At 60.1% G+C, this 17,951-nt stretch carries 13 protein-coding genes; 10 read left to right on the forward strand and 3 right to left on the reverse strand.

The window, feature by feature from the left end; genetic code table 11:
* Positions 1–182 precede the first annotated feature (182 nt).
* Together L901_RS09400 and L901_RS09405 are read right to left on the reverse strand one after the other, a co-directional pair.
* Positions 183–1,151 (reverse strand): polysaccharide pyruvyl transferase family protein, encoded by a 969-nt coding sequence (locus L901_RS09400; RefSeq protein WP_059755877.1) that lies wholly within the window; start codon positions 1,149–1,151, stop codon positions 183–185.
* 52 nt (positions 1,152–1,203) lie between these two features.
* Positions 1,204–2,169 carry a glycosyltransferase family A protein gene (locus tag L901_RS09405; RefSeq protein WP_059755880.1) on the reverse strand — a complete coding sequence of 322 codons (966 nt, stop codon included), beginning with the start codon at positions 2,167–2,169 and terminating at the stop codon, positions 1,204–1,206.
* A 118-nt stretch (positions 2,170–2,287) separates the two neighbouring features.
* Here L901_RS09405 and L901_RS09410 point away from each other — a divergent pair, with 118 nt between their 5' ends.
* From L901_RS09410 to L901_RS09455, 10 genes are all read left to right on the forward strand, one after another.
* Positions 2,288–3,766, forward strand: coding sequence for a lipopolysaccharide biosynthesis protein (locus tag L901_RS09410; RefSeq protein WP_059755883.1), 1,479 nt, complete (start codon positions 2,288–2,290; stop codon positions 3,764–3,766).
* Positions 3,767–4,138: 372 nt separating this feature from the next.
* A complete protein-coding gene (locus L901_RS09415; RefSeq protein WP_082710575.1) occupies positions 4,139–5,287 on the forward strand; it encodes an acyltransferase in 1,149 nt (382 codons plus the stop codon).
* 4 nt (positions 5,288–5,291) lie between these two features.
* A complete protein-coding gene (locus L901_RS09420) occupies positions 5,292–6,083 on the forward strand; it encodes a glycoside hydrolase family 16 protein (protein WP_059755887.1) in 792 nt (263 codons plus the stop codon).
* 61 nt (positions 6,084–6,144) lie between these two features.
* Positions 6,145–7,326 carry a hypothetical protein gene (locus L901_RS09425; protein ID WP_059755889.1) on the forward strand — a complete coding sequence of 394 codons (1,182 nt, stop codon included), beginning with the start codon at positions 6,145–6,147 and terminating at the stop codon, positions 7,324–7,326.
* Positions 7,327–7,343: 17 nt separating this feature from the next.
* Positions 7,344–8,342: a glycosyltransferase family 2 protein gene (locus tag L901_RS09430; RefSeq protein ID WP_059755892.1), complete on the forward strand. Its 999-nt coding sequence runs from the start codon at positions 7,344–7,346 to the stop codon at positions 8,340–8,342.
* Complete coding sequence (locus L901_RS09435; protein WP_059755894.1) at positions 8,339–9,283, forward strand: glycosyltransferase family 2 protein; 945 nt, start codon at positions 8,339–8,341, stop codon at positions 9,281–9,283. The genes L901_RS09430 and L901_RS09435 overlap by 4 nt, the downstream gene beginning before the upstream one ends.
* Entirely contained in the window at positions 9,283–10,278 is a 996-nt protein-coding gene (locus tag L901_RS09440) for a glycosyltransferase family 2 protein (RefSeq protein ID WP_059755895.1), read from the forward strand. Before L901_RS09435 ends, L901_RS09440 begins: the two co-directional genes overlap by 1 nt.
* 67 nt (positions 10,279–10,345) lie before the next feature.
* On the forward strand, positions 10,346–11,251 hold the full coding sequence (locus L901_RS09445) for a UTP--glucose-1-phosphate uridylyltransferase (protein WP_035263633.1): 906 nt from the start codon (positions 10,346–10,348) through the stop codon (positions 11,249–11,251).
* Positions 11,252–11,359: 108 nt separating this feature from the next.
* The gene (locus L901_RS09450) at positions 11,360–13,708 is read left to right on the forward strand and encodes a polysaccharide biosynthesis tyrosine autokinase (protein ID WP_059755898.1); all 2,349 of its coding nucleotides are present in this window, start codon (positions 11,360–11,362) and stop codon (positions 13,706–13,708) included.
* A gap of 246 nt (positions 13,709–13,954) precedes the next feature.
* Complete coding sequence (locus L901_RS09455; RefSeq protein WP_059755900.1) at positions 13,955–14,899, forward strand: glyoxylate/hydroxypyruvate reductase A; 945 nt, start codon at positions 13,955–13,957, stop codon at positions 14,897–14,899.
* A 16-nt stretch (positions 14,900–14,915) separates the two neighbouring features.
* Here the strand turns inward: L901_RS09455 and L901_RS09460 are convergent, their stop codons facing one another.
* Positions 14,916–17,891: a PAS domain-containing protein gene (locus L901_RS09460; RefSeq protein ID WP_059755903.1), complete on the reverse strand. Its 2,976-nt coding sequence runs from the start codon at positions 17,889–17,891 to the stop codon at positions 14,916–14,918.
* Positions 17,892–17,951: the final 60 nt, after the last annotated feature.

The raw sequence follows: 17,951 nt of genomic DNA on the forward strand, positions 1-17,951 counted from the left end.
TCCAGCCACGGCGCGTCTGCGCCGTGAAGGAGTCTTTCGCGATCAATGACTTGATCGCGCTGGACCCCGGATCAAGTCCGGGGTGACGGCCTGCGGATTCTCCGCTCTTGCCAAACGCATAGGTGCCGCTGCACCTTATCCGTGGCGCAAAAGGAAGCGCCGCCGCGGACCATGTTAGACCCTCAGAGATAATCCCGCTTCACCGTTTCCAGAACGGCGGCAAAGCGCTCCTTGCGCTCTTCCAGCCGGCCATCCGGGCTGAGACGCGGCTCCGCGCGGCTTGCCTGCCAGAGCGCCAGTGTGGAAGGCGCGGCCAGTACCTGCTTGGCCAATTTGCGCAATGACCGGGACTGCGTTTCCTGCGGCCGCACCAGCACGTCACCCTCATGCGCCGGACCTTCATGCACCGGAACGGAACCGGCCTCGGCAATGACGGGGCCGGGCGGCGGCGGGAAGCTCATGCCCCAGAAGCGCGAGCCCTTTTTCGCCGCCTCGGCGCGGGTCGAAACCGGCACATAGCGCGGCTGATATTCGACACCCACGCTGCCGGCCCAGTCGCTCCATTTGAAGCTGTTGATCGACGGCGAGGTGCTGACCGCGACCCATGGCACGCGGAAGGCATCGGCAAGGATTGCGCCATGCATGGATTCGGCAACGATGAATTCCGACTGGGCGATGGCGCGGATTACCGCTTTCGCCTCGCCGCGCGGGTCGAGATAGGTCAGTCCCGCCGGTTCGCAGACGGTTTCCCACATGCCGAATTCCGCCGATTCCCAGTGCGGAACGAAGGTCTTCTTGTAGAGCTTCGGCAAGCCTTTGAAATCGGGCATCTCGGTGACCATGACGGCCGGGTCGACAATGCCCTTTGCGGGCGCGAGCCCCAGCTTGGCGGCGGTTTTTTCGCCGCGCACGCAACGAATATCCCAGAACTCGGTGCTGGTATCCGGCACCGCGCCATAACCATAACCGCTGCCGATTACCAGCTTGCGCTGCCTTGCGGGCAAAAGAACATCGTTCAGCACGGTGCCGACGCCGACGAGCATGACATCGTCATGCACATCGCGCAGGCCCGGAAGCAGAAAATCCCACAGCCACAGGTTGAGATCGTCACCGAAATTTCCGTGATGAGATTCCCAGTGGTAAGGTTTCATGAGGTCACTCCTGGGTAAAAAAACATATAAATTCTTGCGGGCGAGAATTCACTCATCTGGAGCGGACGATTTTTCCAGCACCTAGCTCGAAAGCGGCGCGCAGCAATGCCGGATCGCGCATCGCCCACTTCAGGAGCAGCCCGAATTCGGGCGCCTTGCGCCGTTTCAGATTGCCCGCCTGGCTCCACAGCGCCTGTTTGCGCGCCGTGTTTTTATAGGAAGCGATGGAGGCGACATCGTCCGGCCGGCGTGAAAAACGCCCCTCCAGCGTGTCGAGCGCCACCCAGGTATTGAACTGCTGGCGCAGGAATTCCGGCGAGGTATTGTCGATGCTGTGGAAGATATTGACCCCCATGCCGCGCATCGCGCCGGCGTCGTCACAGAGAAGCGTGCGCTTCGATGCGAGGATGGAATCGCAGAAAAACAGCACGTCTTCCGCCGCCAGACGAAGCGCCGGGTCAAAGCGGATTTTCTCAAAAAGAGGACGGCCGATCACCATGCAGGAGAGATGCAGGAAGCTCCAGTTGCGCAACATCACACTTGCCAGATCCGGCAGTTCGATCACCAGCGGCTTCTCGGAAAGCCTTGCCGCACCCTCATTCTTCTCCAGTTCGGAAATGGCGAAATGATAATAAAATTCGTCACTTGCCTGCATGGATGCCCAGTAGCACTCGCCGCCATAGGTCTGAAGCGCGAAGGCCGCATTCTGCAGATGATCGGGTGTCCAGATATCGTCGGAATCAAGAAAGGCGACATAGTCGGTGCCGTCAGGCACATTGTCCAGACCGGTGTTGCGGGCGCCGCCCGGGCCGGCATTGGCCTGTTTAATGACGAGAATCCGGTCTTTCTCACCCTGCGAAAGTTCCGCAAGTTCCTGATCGATCGGGTATGGCGATTCGTCATCGACGATGACAAGATCGAAATCCTGGTAAGTCTGCGCAAAAACCGATGCGAGTGCACGTCCCAAGACACCGTGCTGCTTTTGGTAGTAGGGAATGACGACAGTAAATCTTGCCATTGTTTCGCCCCTTGCGTTGATCAAGAAGTGTCGGGCCCGATCCTAAAAGCGGCCCCGATGGTATCGGCAACTCCCAACCGGCTTTCCTCCCGCCGGCCTCCAGAAACAGGATGCTTGTATGCCCCCAGCGCCAAATGTAAAGACCATCACCACGAATGTCGGCTGGAGCGTTTTATCAAAAACAGGGACATTCGGGCTTAAATTTGTCACGGTCCCAATTCTCGCAAGACTGCTTTCCCCGGAGGAATTCGGGGTGGTGGCGGTAGGACTAACGGTTGTACAGTTTCTGACGATGATCGCCGGCGCGGGGCTGACCTCTGCCCTCATCGTCGAAAAGGAAGAGGATATGGAAACGATCCATACCGTCTTCTGGGCCAATCTCGCCATCTCCTGCACCATGGCCGCCGTCCTCTACATCTGGGCGGAGTTTTTCGGCGGGCTGCTGGGCGCGGTGGAAAGCGCTTACCTGCTGCGCATCATGGCCTTCCTCATTCCGCTGCAGCTTGCCGGCGATGTCGCCTATTCGCTGCTCGCCCGGCGCATGAATTTCAGCAAGGATGCGCTTTGGAGCATGGCGTCGGAAAGCATCGCGGCGGTCGTCGCCGTCGCTCTCGCCCTTCTCGGCTTCGGCGTCTGGGCGCTGATCATCCAGCTTTTTGCCGCGGCCCTCATCCGGCTTGTCGGGCTTTATGCCGTTTCCCGCTATTGCCCGCGCTTCGTCATGAAACCGCGCCGGCTGGTGCCGCTTCTCGGCTTCAGTTCGGGGCTGATGGGCTCGGAAATCGCCAATTTCGTTACCTTTCAGTCGCCGATGGTGGTCATTGCACGGCATCTTGGGCTGGCGGATGCCGGCGCCTATTCCGCCTCCAACCGCTTTGCCAGCATTCCCAACCAGGTGGTTCTGTCGGCCGTCATGGGTGTCCTGTTTCCCGCCTTCAGCCGCATGATGGACGACCCGCAGCGCCGGCGCGATGCGCTGATGTTCAGTACGCAGGTGCTGACCGTGCTCCTGGCACCGATGATGTTCGGCCTCTGGGCCGTGGCGGAGCCGGCCATGCTTGTCATCTTCGGGCAGAACTGGGCCTATGCCTGGCCGGTCCTCGGTCTGCTCGCCCTCTCCAAAGCCATTTTGACGCCGTGCAGCACCTTCATCCCGTATTTGAAGGGAGCAGGTTACGGCCGCGTGCTGTTCTGGTCGGCGACGATCCGCGCCATCGTCACAACCGTCGCGGTCTGGCTCGCCGCACTTTATGGCACCCTGATCGACGCGATGGTGTGGCTCTGCATCGTCAATGCGATAACGCTGGTCGCCTATTCCTGGGCGGTGTTCAAGGCAAGCGATACGCCCTTCTTCCGCGGCCTTTATGTCAGCAGCCGGCCGATGATCGCGGCGCTGGTGATGGCCGTTGCGGTGCGTTATCTGCTTCACCTTCTGGCTGAGCGCGTTCCCAATGCCACGCTTCAGGTTCTCATCGGCGCTGCCGTCGGTGGCGTCATCTATGCGGTGCTGATCCTGCTGACCGAACGGGCGCTGCTCGGGAAAATTCTCGGAATGGTCAAATCGCGGCGCATGCGGGATACTGCAACCCAAGGTTAGTTCAACCGCAGAAAAATGCGCCTCATTTCCGCCGTTAACCGGCCTTTTCCGCGGTGATTTTCCTCCCTGCGGCAGGGCGGGATGGCGGCTCTTTTTGCAGCGCAACATCACGACAAATGACAATTTCACACGCTTCGGCGATTTTTAACGATGGCCAGATTTAGAAAAATACTAGTAATTTCAGATATTTGAATTTTTACAGCAACAGGAATGACCGGAACGCCAGACATTCACCCGCAAAATCTAAGCTTGTGTTTTTCCCGCGTCGCCACATTTTATCCCAAAGTCGAAACCAGACTTTCCAGTGCGGGCTTAAGTTCGCTCTGGTTGCAACGCGGCGTGGGTGGACGCCGCCCAATAGGGGTGACTGATGTGACTGTCGATCAGAACCTATCCTCCCGTATCAATTTGATGCGCATATTGCTGATATCAGGAATCGTGTTCGTCCATGTGCCGCACGATGCCGAAACCAGCCCTTTTCTCGGCCTTTACGGCTTCTTCGACTGGCTGCGGGTTTTTCTGGGCGATGCGCTGTTTCGCATCGGCGTGCCCTGTCTCAGCGCCATTTCCGGCTATCTGCTGTTTCGCCGCGGCATGAGCGGTTTCGATTATCCGGCGACGATCCGTTCCAAGTCGAAAACCGTGCTGCTGCCTTTTCTTCTGTGGAACGGCGCGCTGTTTGCGGCCGTGTTGCTGATCCAGCTCTTCGATGTCGGCGTAGGGTATTTCCCCGATCTATGGAATGCCAGCCCGCGTGAAATCATCAGCCACGGAACGGCGCTCGAAGAGCTGCCGGTGAATGTGCCGCTTTATTTCCTGCGCGACCTTTTCGTCTGCATCCTGCTGTCGCCGGTGCTCGCCTTTCTGATGCGCCGTTTCGCCCTGCCGACGCTCGCCATTCTGCTCTTCATCACCGCCATGCCTGACCTGACGATTTTCATCGTTCAGAAGAAATCCATTCTTTTCAGCTTCTCGCTCGGCATTGCGCTCGCGCTTCATCGTATCGACGTCAAGGCGCTCGACCCCTATGCCGTGCCGATCATGGCGCTGACCTTTGCCGCCTCGGCCATATTGGCGACGGGACTTTATTTCACCGGCCCGGAATTCACCTTCTGGCTCAACATGTCGCGCAATCTGCTTGCCGTCTTCGGCGCGCTCGGTTTCTGGGCGTCTTCCGCCCTGTTGATCCGCAGCCGGCTTGGTCAGCGGCTTGCCGAAACCGGCAGCCTGAGCTTCTGGATTTTCTGCGCCCATTATCCGCTGCTCGTCATCATGTGGATGGTGTGGAACAAGGGCGGGCCGGATTTCTACCCCGCCTTCTATATCAGCGCGACGCTTTCCGCCTTCGTCATTCTGGTGATCAGCAATGCCCAGACCCGCAAATACCTGCCGGCCGTCTATGCCGTGCTGACCGGAAGCCGAAACGGCAAAGGCAAGACGAAAGCCGATTTTGCGACCAAACGGACCTCCATGATCGGTCCGCCCACATCCGAAACACTTTATTCGCAACGACAGAGGTGAACCAATGACAACATTTGTCACCCGCGTTCAGACACGCATTCTTCTCGCCGCGGCCCTTCTGGCCACCCCCTTTGCAACGCCCAGCCAGGCGCAGGAAGGCAATGGCGCATCCTTCATCGAGAACTTCGATTCCATGGACAGAAGCTTCTGGTACGTTTCCGACGGCTGGAACAATGGCGCGCATCAGAACTGCACCTGGTCGAAGAAACTGGCGACGGTGGAAAACGGCCAGCTGACACTCGGTTTCGAAGAAGCCAAGGCTGGAGACCGCAAATTCGCCTGCGGCGAAATCCAGACCAAGGGGCGTTATCGCTACGGCACCTATGAAGCACGCATGAAGGCCGCCACCGGCTCGGGCCTGAACTCCGCCTTCTTCACCTATATCGGCCCGACCGACAAGAAGCCGCACGATGAAATCGACTTCGAGGTTCTGGGCAAGAACACCGGCAAGGTGCAGCTGAACCAGTATATTTCCGCCAAGGGCGGCAATGAGAAGCTGGTGCCGGTGGAAGGCGGAGCCGATGCCGGCTTTAACGATTACGCCTTCGTCTGGGAGCCCCAGCGCCTGCGTTATTACGTCAACGGCAAGCTCGTCCATGAAGTGACGGACGAGTCGAAAATTCCCCAGAATGCCCAGAAGATTTTCTTCAGCCTGTGGGGCACCGATACGCTGAAGGACTGGATGGGCGCCTTCTCCTATTCCGGCGCAACGCAAATGATCGTTGACCGGTTTGCCTTCACGGCGCTCGGCGACAAATGCCAGTTCTCGGAATCCATCGCCTGCGCCCTCAACTGATTTTTTTGAACCAAACCGTCATCCGCGGCGTCTCTGACGCATGAACCAACCGGACCCTTGCATGACCCATGTTCTATATCTCGCGCATGATCTGTCGGACCCCGCCATTCGTCGGCGGGTGCTGACCCTGCTTGCGGGCGGGGCGCGGGTGACGCTGGCGGGCTTCCGGCGCGGACAGAACCGACTGGCGGAGATCGAAGGCGTCGTACCCGTCGTGCTGGGGGAAACCGCCGACGGGCAGTTTCTGCAGCGCATGGCGGCGGTGGCGAAAGCCAGCCTCTCGCTGGGCAAGACCCTGAACGGCATTCCCGCCCCTGATGTCATTCTTGCCAGAAACCTGGAAATGCTGGCTCTGGCAAAGCGGGCCATGTCGATCTATGCCGGGCAGCCGGCGCTGGTTTACGAGTGTCTCGACATTCACCGCCTGCTTCTCAACAAGGGCAAGCCCGGACAGATGTTGAATGCCGCACAGCGTTATTTCGCACGCGACGCGAAGCTGCTGATCACCAGCTCTCCGGCCTTTGTGGAGCATTATTTCAAGCCCGTGTCGGGCCTCGACCTTCCCGTCCTGCTGCAGGAAAACAAGGTGCTGGCGCTCGACGCCACCGTTGCCGCCACACCGCAACCACGCGCTCCCGCCCCCGGCGAACCGTGGAAAATCGGCTGGTTCGGTGCGCTTCGTTGCCGCAAATCGCTGGAAATCCTTGCCGAATTTGCCCGTCAAATGCAGGGCAAGGTCGAAATCATCCTGCGCGGCCGGCCGGCCTATTCGGAATTTGCCGATTTCGACGGCTTCGTGGCTGCCGCCCCGCATGTGCATTTCCATGGGCCCTACAAGAACCCCGAGGACCTTGCCGCCATCTATAACGAGGCGCAGTTCACCTGGGCGATAGACTTTTTCGAGGAAGGCCAGAATTCCAGCTGGCTGCTGCCCAACCGGCTTTACGAAGGCTGCCTCTATGGCACCCTGCCGATTGCGCTTGCCGGCACGGAAACCGCCCGTTTCATCGAAAAGCGCGATATCGGCTTCGTCCTGCAACATGCGGGCGCTGACGATCTCGCCGCGCTGTTTAACCGGATGAACCCGCAAACCTATGCGGACGCCTTCAACACCCTCTCGGCACTCGACAGGAAACAATGGTTGACCGACCGCGACGATTGCCGTCTGCTGGTCCAGCAATTGTCCTCTCTCGCCAAATCCGCTTCCGGCCATGCCCGTGAAGCGCAGTTTTCACCCGTGTAGTGCGTAGGGGGCAAATCATGGAAGGTCTTGGTCATTCCGGCATCAGAACGCTGATCGTCATTCCCTGCCTCAATGAGGCGAAGACGATCGAGGGGCTGCTTGTCAAATTCACCGGCGCGATGCAGGGGCGTCTTTTCCGCATCGTGGTTGCCGATGGCGGCAGCACGGATGGAACCCGCGATATCGTTACCGCCTTTGCGGCGGCGGATGACCGCGTGACGCTTCTCGCCAATCCGAAGCGCATCCAGAGCGCCGGCATCAACCTTGCCCTCGCCACCTTCGGCGAGGATTTCGATTACCTCATCCGCATCGACGCCCATGGCGATTATCCCGACGATTATTGCCAGCGGCTGATCGAGGATGCGGAGCGCACCGGCGCGGATTCCGTCGTCGTCGCCATGGATACCGTCGGCCACGGCCTGTTTCAGAAGGCGACGGCCATCGCCCAGAATTCCAAGCTCGGCAATGGCGGCTCCAAGCACCGCGAAGGCGCGAAAGGCCACTGGATCGACCATGGCCACCACGCGCTGATGCGGATCGCCGCTTTCGACGCGGTCGGCGGTTATGACGAGAGCTTCAGCCATAACGAGGATGCCGAATTGGATTTCCGCCTGCGCAAATCCGGTTTCCGCATCTGGATGACCGACAAGACCCGCATGACCTATTATCCGCGTGCGAGCGTCATGCCGCTCTTCAGGCAATATCTCGCCTATGGCCGCGGCCGGGCGAAGAACCTCCTGAAACATCGCTCTATCCCGAAAATCCGCCAGATGATCCCGCTCGCCGTTCTGCCGGTTTTCATCCTGGCGCTGCTGTCGCTTGTGCATTGGGCGGCACTTATTCCGCTTGGCCTCTGGATCGCCGCATGTGTGGGTTATGGCTTGTGGATGGCAATAGGTCAGAAAAACCCATACGGCCCGCTCGCCGCCTTTTCGGCAATGGTGATGCATCTGGCCTGGTCCACCGGCTTCTGGCTGGAACTCCTGAAATTCCGGGGAAGAAAGGCTGTCTCATGACCGACAACACCGTCACCCGCACAGATGATTCGAAAACTGTCGATATCGGCATCTGCACCTACAGGCGCCCCGCACTTATCGCCACACTTCTGTCACTCTTCGAGCTGGAGGTGCCGGAAGGCGTGAAAGTTCGGCTGATTGTTGCCGATAATGACGAGGAGCCAAGCGCCAGGGCGAGCGTCGATCGCCTGCGCGAAACCGCCCCCTTCGAGATCACCTATGTCCATTGCCCGAAATCGAATATTTCGATTGCCCGCAATGCCTGCCTGTCGGAATGCAAGGCGGATTATCTGGCCTTCATCGATGATGACGAGACCGCCCCGCCGCATTGGCTCTCCGCCCTTCTGGAAAAGGCCGATGAAACCGGTGCGGAAGCCGTTCTCGGCCCGGTGACGGCGGTTTACCGGGACAATGCGCCGGGCTGGATGAAACGCGGCGATTTCCACTCGACCGTTCCGGTCTGGGTCAATGGCGAGATCATCACCGGTTATACCTGCAACACATTGCTCAAGATGGATGCGCCCTCGGTGAAGGGCCGGCGCTTCGCGCTGGCGCTCGGCCAGAGCGGCGGCGAAGACACTCATTTCTTTTCGCATCTTCACGCCGCCGGCGGGCGTATCGTCTTTGCGGAAGATGCCATGCTGTCCGAACCGGTGCCGGAAAATCGCGCAAGCTTCATGTGGCTTGCCAAACGCCGCTTCCGCTCCGGCCAGACCCACGGCCGCGTGCTGGCGGACAGGAAACCCGGTATACGCCGCGTAGTGCAGGTGCTGAAAGCGGGATCGAAAGTGCTTTATTGCGCCGTCTTCGCCGCCTTGAACGGTTTCAACGCCGTGCGCCGCAACCGTTATGCGCTGCGTGGCGCACTACATATGGGCTCGATGAGTGGCGCCTTCGGCGTGCGCGAAATCCGCCAGTATGGCGCGGTGGAGGCGACCTGATGGAGAACCTTGCCTCGCCGCCCGATATCAGCTTCGTCATCGCCGCCTATAATGCGGCCGATACGATTGAAGCCGCCGTTCAAAGCGCACTCAACCAACAGGGTGTGACGCTGGAGGTGATCGTCGTCGACGACCGCTCCGCCGATGACACCATTGCGCTCGTGGAAGGTATCGCCATCATCGATCCGCGCGTCCGCCTGCTTGCTCTTGCCGAAAACCTCGGTCCGGGCGGTGCACGCAATGCCGGCATCGAAGCCGCGACCGGACGCTGGATCGCCGTGCTCGATTCCGACGATGTCATCCGCCCGGAGCGTTCCGCCTGCATGATGTGCCGGGCGGAAGCCGCCAATGCGGCGATTGCGGTCGATAATCTCAATGTCGTCTATACCGACGGCAGGCCCATGGAGACGATGTTTCCGGAAGAATTTCTGGAAGAACGGCCGGTTCTCACGCTTGAGGACTTCATTTCCTCCAACATTCTTTTCCGCGCCACCTTCAATTTCGGCTATATGAAACCGATGTTCCGGCGCGATTTCCTCAATGTCGAGGGACTGCGCTTCCGCGAGGATATCCGCATTGGTGAGGATTATATCCTGCTCGCCTCGGCGCTCGCCGCCGGCGGTCTTTGCGTCATCGAACCGAAGCCGGGCTACATCTACAATATCCGCGAAGGCTCGATTTCGCGCGTGCTCGAACTGCACCACGTCGAAGCGATGATGCGGGCGGATCAGGAATTCCTGAGCCATTACACTTTGCTGCCCGCCGCCATGGATGCGCAGCAGGCGAGAGCCCGCAGCCTGCGGCTGGCGCATAATTTTTTGACATTGGTGGAAAACATCAAGAGCCGCTCGGTACTCGGCGCCTTGAAGACCACGATTAGGGATCCTGCCGTGCTGGGGCACTTAAGAATGCCGATAGCGGTGCGGCTGAGGAGGCTGAGGGACGCGATGTTTGCGCCCGCGGCGAATACTGGGGTGAAAAGACAGATTTCGTGAAATTGACGCGTGGACGAAATCTGCGCGGGGACTGGGGACAGATCAAACCTTGATGAAGGAGAACGCGATGGACCTGAACAAAACTGTCAGAAAAGCCGTCATTCCCGTAGCTGGCAACGGCACACGGTTTTTGCCCGCCACCAAGGCGATGCCGAAGGAAATGCTGACGATCGTGGATCGTCCGGTCGTGCAATATGCCGTTGACGAGGCCATGCAGGCCGGCATCGAGCACATTATTTTCGTGACGAGCCGCAACAAGACCGCCATCGAAGACTATTTCGACAGCGCGCCGGAACTCATCAACACGCTCACCCGCTCCGGCAAGACCGTGCAGGTTCTGCAGCTTGAAAAGATGCTGCCGGTTGCCGGCACCGTCAGCTATACGCGCCAGCAGGTGCCGCTCGGTCTCGGCCACGCCGTCTGGTGTGCGCGTGAACTGGTGGGCAAGGAGCCTTTCGCCCTGCTTCTGCCTGACATGGTTTCCTATGGCGCACGCGGCTGCATTGCCGGGCTGATGGAGCTTTATGACGAAGTCGGCGGCAATATTCTCGGCGTCGAGGAATGCCTGCCGGAAGAAGTCTCGTCCTATGGCGTCGTCGGCGTCGGCCAGAAGGTCAATCACGGCTTCGCCGTCACCGAAATGGTCGAAAAGCCGGAACCTTCGAGGGCGCCTTCGAATTATTACCTGAATGGCCGTTACATCCTGCAGCCGGAAATCTTCGATATTCTGGCCAAGCAGGAGCGCGGCGCGGGCAATGAAATTCAGCTGACCGACGGTATGAAGCGGCTCGCCGAAAAGCAGTCCTTCCATGCGCAGAAATATAGCGGCCGCACCTTCGACTGCGGCAGCAAGCAGGGCTTCATTGCCGCCAACGTCGCCTTCTCGCTGATGCGCGCCGATATGGAGGCCCAGGTTCTCGCTTCGGTGAAGGAACTGGTGGCAAACCACGAAAGCCGCGTCCAGGCGGCCTGACTTTAATCGCGCCGCCGGGGGAGGCGGCCGGCGCATCAATAACGGGAGGCGGGAAGGCGAGCATTTGTTCGGCTTCCCGCGTACCATTTTAATTCACAAGGTAGGTCCATGCACCACAAGACCTTTAAATCCAATATCGGTTTTCCGGAGTCCGGCAAGGATTCCGACACGTTCATCGACCTCGACCGCCTGTGGGCCGCCGTGGTGCGTCGTGCCAATGTCATTGCCGCTTCGGTCATCGCCGCCGTGGTTCTGGCTGGCCTTTATCTGGTGCTTGCGACCCCCGTTTATACCGCGATGACGCAGGTGCTCCTGGATGAAAGCCTTTCCCGTTATGCGGAAGAGGAATCGCCGGTGCCCGCCGCGCAGATCGTCGACAACCGCATCGCCAGCGCCGTGGAAATTTTGAAATCCAAGGAAATGGCGCTGACGGTGGTCGACAAGGCCAGGCTCGATGAGAACGACACCATCGTCAATCCGCCGATGTCGCCGGTCGAACTCGTCAAATCCTCCGTGCGTGGCATTCTCGATCTCGTCCTGCCGGGCGATCCGCCGGTCTCCGAAGCCGCAATCCGCGCCGGACGCCGCGAAAAGGCCGCCGCCGTGCTGCAGCAGTCGCTGACGGTGGAACGTGTCGGCCGCAGCTCGGTCATCGCCATTTCCACCCGCTCGACCGACCGGCAGCTTGCCGCGCAGATCGCCAAGACCTATGCGCAGGCCTACCTCACCGAACAGCTCAACGCCAATTTCGACGCCAGCGAGCGGGCCTCGGTATGGTTGCAGGAACGCATGACGGACCTCAACCAGCGCGCCCAGGCGGCTGAACTGGCGGTGCAGAAATTCAAGTCGGACAACAACATCGTCTCTTCGCGCGGCGAGCTGATGTCCGAAGGCCAGCTTGCCGACCTGAACGGCCAGCTGATTGCCGCGCAGGCCGATGCCGCGACGGCCTCGGCCCGTTACAACCAGTATAAATCGATCATCGACCGGGGACCGGATGCGGCCGTGGACAATGCCGTCGTTTCCGCCCGCGACACCGACAATTCGGTCATTCAGGATCTGCGCAAACGTTACATCACCATTTCCGACCGGCAGCAGGGCATCGTCCAGCAATTCGGCGCCGACCATCCGCAGGCGGTTGCGCTGGACGCCGAGAAGAAAGAGGTTTCGCGGCAGATCTATCAGGAACTGCAGCAGCTGACCGGCAGCCTGAAGAACGAATACGACGTCACCAATTCCCGCGTGCAGTCGCTGCGCGACAATATCGACCGGGTGGCAGGCCGCAATTCCGAAGCCAACATCACCATGGTCCAGCTGCGCGAACTTGAGCAGCGGGCAACGGCGTTGCGCACCCTCTACCAGTCCTATCTCGGCCGCTTCGAGGAAGCTTCCCAAAAGCAGTCGCTGCCCATCGCCAAGGCGCGCATCATTTCCGAAGCGGGCCTGCCGACATCGCCTTCCAGCCCGAAAAAGACCATGACCATGGCGCTTTCGGTCGTTCTCGGCCTGATGCTCGGCGGCGGTATCGCAGCGCTTCTCGAATTCCGGGATCGCTTCTTCCACACCGGCAATGATGTGCGTGACAATCTGCGCATGCGTTTTCTCGGTTACCTGCCCTTCATCGGTGAAAGGGGCGTGGAAAACGCCAAGGCGGGCAACAGCGCCGCCACCCCCGGCGGCGAGAACGCCACGCTTGACGAAAGCGGACAGGTCTCGTTCCAGAAAATGCTGCGCCTTGCCGTCGACAGCCCGCGTTCCAGCTTTGCGGAAACGCTGCGTAACGTGAAACTGACGGCAGATGTCGTCATTCAGGAACGCCAGTGCCGGGTCATCGGTGTGATTTCCTGCCTGCCGAATGAAGGCAAGTCGGTCGTGGCGCTCAATCTCGCCGGGCTGATCGCCTCCACCGGCAAGCGCACGCTGGTGGTGGATGCTGATATCCGCAATCCTGGCCTCAGCCGCATGTTGACGACACGCCAATCCGCCGGCCTCGTCGAAGTGGTGCTCGATGAAGTTCCGTGGACGCAGGCGGTGAAGGTGGATACGCGCACGAAAATGGGCATCCTGCCGGTTTCCACCAGCAACCAGTTCGCCCATTCCAGCGAGCTGCTGTCTTCCTCCGGCATGCGCAAATTCATCGACTCCGCCCGCGAGGCCTGCGACTACATCATCGTCGACCTTGCACCCGTGGTTCCCGTCATCGACGCCAAGGCCTTTGCGCCGCAGGTGGACGGTTTCGTCTTCGTCACCGAGTGGGGCAAGACGCCGATCCAGATGGTGCAGAACCTGATGGCCAACGAACCGCAGATCGCCAACAAGACGCTCGGCATCGTGCTGAACAAGACCGACATGACGGAATTGCAGCGTTATGCCGGCCCCGGCGGTTCGGAGCATTATCACGAGAAATTCTCGGCCTATTACGGCGATGCGAAGCCGCCGGTAAAGGAAGATGCGTAATGGTGGAGATTTAACAGGCCGGTTGCATCCACATTCCGTCACCCCGGCCCCCGAGCCGGGGTCCAGCCAGCCCAAGTCCTTGAGCTGAAAAGAAGTCTTGGCGCCGCGCAGACGCGCGGCGGCTGGATGCCGGATCTAGTCCGGCATGACGGAAGAATCACAAATTCCCCCATTCCACCCATGGTATTGCCCGCCGAAATTGCGCATTGATGGCGTGAAGCTAAAATCGCAAGCAGGATCAGTCCCATGCCATCACCCATCGCCTTTGTTTCACGGATGAATGCGGAAACGGAAGCCGTCTGGAAACAGGCGCTGCGCGCCGCCATGCCGCAGGAGGACATCCTCTCCTTTTCCGAGTTGACGGACGAGCAGCGACAGGCGGTGGATTTCGCCATCGTCGCCAATCCCGATCCGGCCGATATCGCGGCACTTCCGGGCCTCAAATGGATCCACAGCCTGTGGGCGGGTGTCGAGCGGCTGGTGCTGGAACTGGGCGACAAGGCTCCCCCCATCGTTCGGCTGAAGGACCCGGAGCTTTCCCGCGTCATGGCCGAAGCCGTGCTGGCATGGACCTATTACCTGCAGCGCGACATGCCCGCCTATCGCGAGAACCAAAAAAAGGCGCTCTGGCAGGAGCTGAACTATCGCCACCCCGGCGAGATGACCGTCGGTCTCCTCGGCCTCGGGGCGCTCGGCACGGCTGCGGCGGAGCGCCTCATCCATGCCGGGTTCAACGTTGCCGGCTGGAGCCGTTCGGCCAAGGCGATAAAGGGCGTGGAAACGCTGACCGGCGATGACGGGCTGCAGGCATTGCTGGAAAAGAGCGACATTCTCGTCTGCCTCGTGCCGCTTACCGATGCGACGCGCGGTCTTCTCGATGCCAGCCGTCTCGCCGCAATGAAACAGGGCGCGGCACTCATCAATTTCGCCCGCGGCGCGGTCATCGTCGCCGATGACCTGATTGCGGCGCTTGATTCCGGCAGGCTTTCGCACGCCGTTCTCGATGTCTTCGAGCAGGAGCCGCTGCCCACCGCTTCCGCCTTCTGGCAACACCCCAAAGTTACCGTCCTGCCGCATATTTCCGCGCCGACAAGCCGGGAAAGTTCTGCCCGGATCGTCGCCGGCAATGTCCGCGCATGGCGGGAAACGGGCGGGCTGCCGGAGACGGTCGACATGGTCCGCGGCTACTGAACGGCGGGAAGGCGGCCTATTCGGCCGCCACCGACTTGCCCGTATGGGCCTGTTCAACGGCGGAGACGATCTGCTGTTCGTCATAGGGCTTGGTCAGGAGAACCGCGCTTGCCGGCGCTCCTTCCGGCAAATGGCTGTCTCCCGTCGCAAACACAATGGCAAGCCCCGGCTTGCGGCGCAGGGCCTCCACCGCCAGTTCGCCGCCCTTCATGTCAGGCAGGCCGATGTCGGTGACAAGAACGTCGATCTGATCCGCTTCGATAGCCCTCAGCGCCTGCGCCGCATTTCCGGCCTCGACGACGGCAAAGCCGCTCTCCGAGAGCATCTCCGTCGAATTCATCCGGATCAACTCGTCATCCTCGACCAGAAGAACGCGTATGGACCGGTTTTGATTTTCGACCGCCCTGACCGGTTCGGAAGGTTTCGAAGAACCCGGCGCCGATGTCGGCCGCGCTCTCGACAGCGAAACCTGCTTGCGGTTGGCGATGACGTGGCGAATGCGCCGCGCCAGCGCTTCGCGCGTATAGGGTTTGGAGAGAAGCTCCACCCCGGCATCCAGCTTGCCGCCATGCACGATGGAGTTTTCGGTGTAACCCGAGGTGAAGAGAACGGCGAGATTGGGCAGCCGTTCCTGCGCGCGGCGCGCCATTTCCCGGCTTTTCAACGGTCCGGGCATTACCACGTCGGTGAAGATGACATCGATCGGAATGCCGCTTTCCACCACCGTCAAACCGGCCTGCGCATCGCGGGCGGTGAGCACGCGGTAGCCGAGATCGCTCAAGGTCTCGACGACGGTGTTGCGCACTTCCTCGTCATCCTCCACCACAAGAATGGTTTCCGTGCCACCCTCCACGGGGCCGGTCGGCATCACCACTTCCCTGTCCTCATCGGCGGCGGAGCGCGGCAGATACATCTTCACCGTCGTGCCCTGCCCCACCTCGCTATAGATGTTGACATGGCCGCTGGACTGTTTCGCAAAACCATAGACCATCGAAAGCCCGAGGCCGGTGCCCTTGCCTTCCGGTTTTGTCGAGAAGAACGGCTCGAAGACCTTTTCGAGAATTTCCGGCGACATGCCCGAACCCGTATCGGTGACGGCGAGCATCACATATTGCCCCGCCGAAACTTCCGAGTGCTTGCGGGCATAATCGCGGTCGAGAACCGCATTTCCGACCTCGATGGTCAGCTTGCCCTGCCCTTCCATGGCGTCGCGTGCATTGATGGCCAGATTGAGAAGAGCGTTCTCCACCTGGTTGGGGTCGGCATAGGTGTTCCAGAGACCACCCGATGTGATGACCTCCACCTCGATCGCCTCGCCGAGCGAGCGGCGAAGCAGATCGTCCATGCCGGTTACGAAACGGGCGATGTTGATGACACGCGGCTCCAGCGCCTGGCGGCGGCCGAAGGCCAGAAGCTGGCTGGCCAGCTTTGCGCCGCGATGAACGCCGGCAAGCGCGTTTTCCAACCGCCGTTCCGCACGCTCATTGCCGATCACATCCTTCGACAGCAATTGCAGATTGCCGGCGATCACCTGTAGCAGATTGTTGAAATCATGCGCCACGCCGCCGGTGAGCTGGCCGATGGATTCCATTTTCTGCGCCTGCTGTAGCGCCTTTTCAGTCTGGCGGCGCTCGGCCATTTCCGCCTCGACACGCGCCTCGAGGCTCTCGTTCAATTGCCGAAGCTGCTCTTCCGCCCGGATGCGGTGACGAATTTCACGCTCGAGATTGCTCGCATGTTCCTTGAGGGTGTTTTCGGCCCGCCGCTGTTCGGTGACATCCGTATGGACACCGACCCATTCGGCAATGGCGCCGGCCTTGTCGAAAATCGGTACGCCACGGATCGCGAAAGTGCGGTAGACGCCGTCATGGCGGCGCACCCGATGTTCCCAGATATATGTCGACTTTTCCGCAACCGCTTTGTTCCAGCTGTCGACAGACCCCTGCCTGTCCTCGGGATGGACCGCATCCGCCCAGCCAAAACCCTGATAGTCTTCCGGAGTCTGACCCGTCAAAGCGCTCCAGGCGGGTTGTTCGCCCAGCATCATTCCTTCGGCGCTGTTGGTCCACAGCACGCCGTGCACGGCATCCACCGCAGCACGGAAACGATTGTTGCTGATGAGGATTTCCCGCTCCGAGCGTTTCCGCTCCTCGATATCGATGATCAGCACATAGATGCCGTCGATGGAGCCATCGGCAATGTAACGCGGAACATAGCGGATTTCAGCGGCGCGCGTGCTGCCGTCCGGTCTGCTGATCACGGTATCCGAAACGACCTTCTCGCCGCTGAATGCGCGGTCGAGATAGGCCCTGCGGGCCTCGAAAAACGCCTCGCCGACGATTTCGGGAACGCTGCGGCCGATCACTTCCTCGGCGCGGCGGCCGAACCATTCCAGATAGCCGTCATTGGCGAATTTATAAACGTAATCACGGTCGACATATCCGACCAGAATGGGCAGGGCATTGGTAAGCCGGCTCAGTTCCTTGCGGCTCTGTTCCAGCGCCTCCACGGCTTTCACCTTGTCGGTATTTTCAAGCACGGTGCATAAAACGCCGTCCACCGTGCCGCCCTCATTATAGATCGGCGTGTAGAACAGATCGAAGATCACCTCTTCCGGCAGGCCATGCCGCATCAGCGTCATCGGCTGGTCGCGATAGGCCATGACCTCACCGCGAAAACCGGCTTCGAGAATGCGGCTGTTCCAGTCCCATATTTCCGGCCAGATGCCGGGTACGGTTCCGCCCAGCGCCTGCGGGTGATAATTGCCGGCGATCTCCGCATAGCCGTCATTATAGATCATCACATGATCCCTGCCCCACATCAGCACCTGCGGAATGGGGGAATTGACGACGGAATTGGCTTTTTGCCTCAGATTTTGCGGCCAGTCGCAAATAGGACCGAGCGATGTCTTCGACCAGTCGAAGCGGCGCACAAGCTCACCCGTTTCACCGCCACCGATCGGCCATACCGGCGCAGCACCAAGATTGGTCATTCAACATCACCACAAAAACCGAGAGAAAATCTCCCGTAATACAGAACAGGATAAAAGTCC

It is taken from the genome of Agrobacterium sp. D14 (assembly GCF_001526505.1).
Lineage (GTDB): Bacteria > Pseudomonadota > Alphaproteobacteria > Rhizobiales > Rhizobiaceae > Agrobacterium > Agrobacterium leguminum.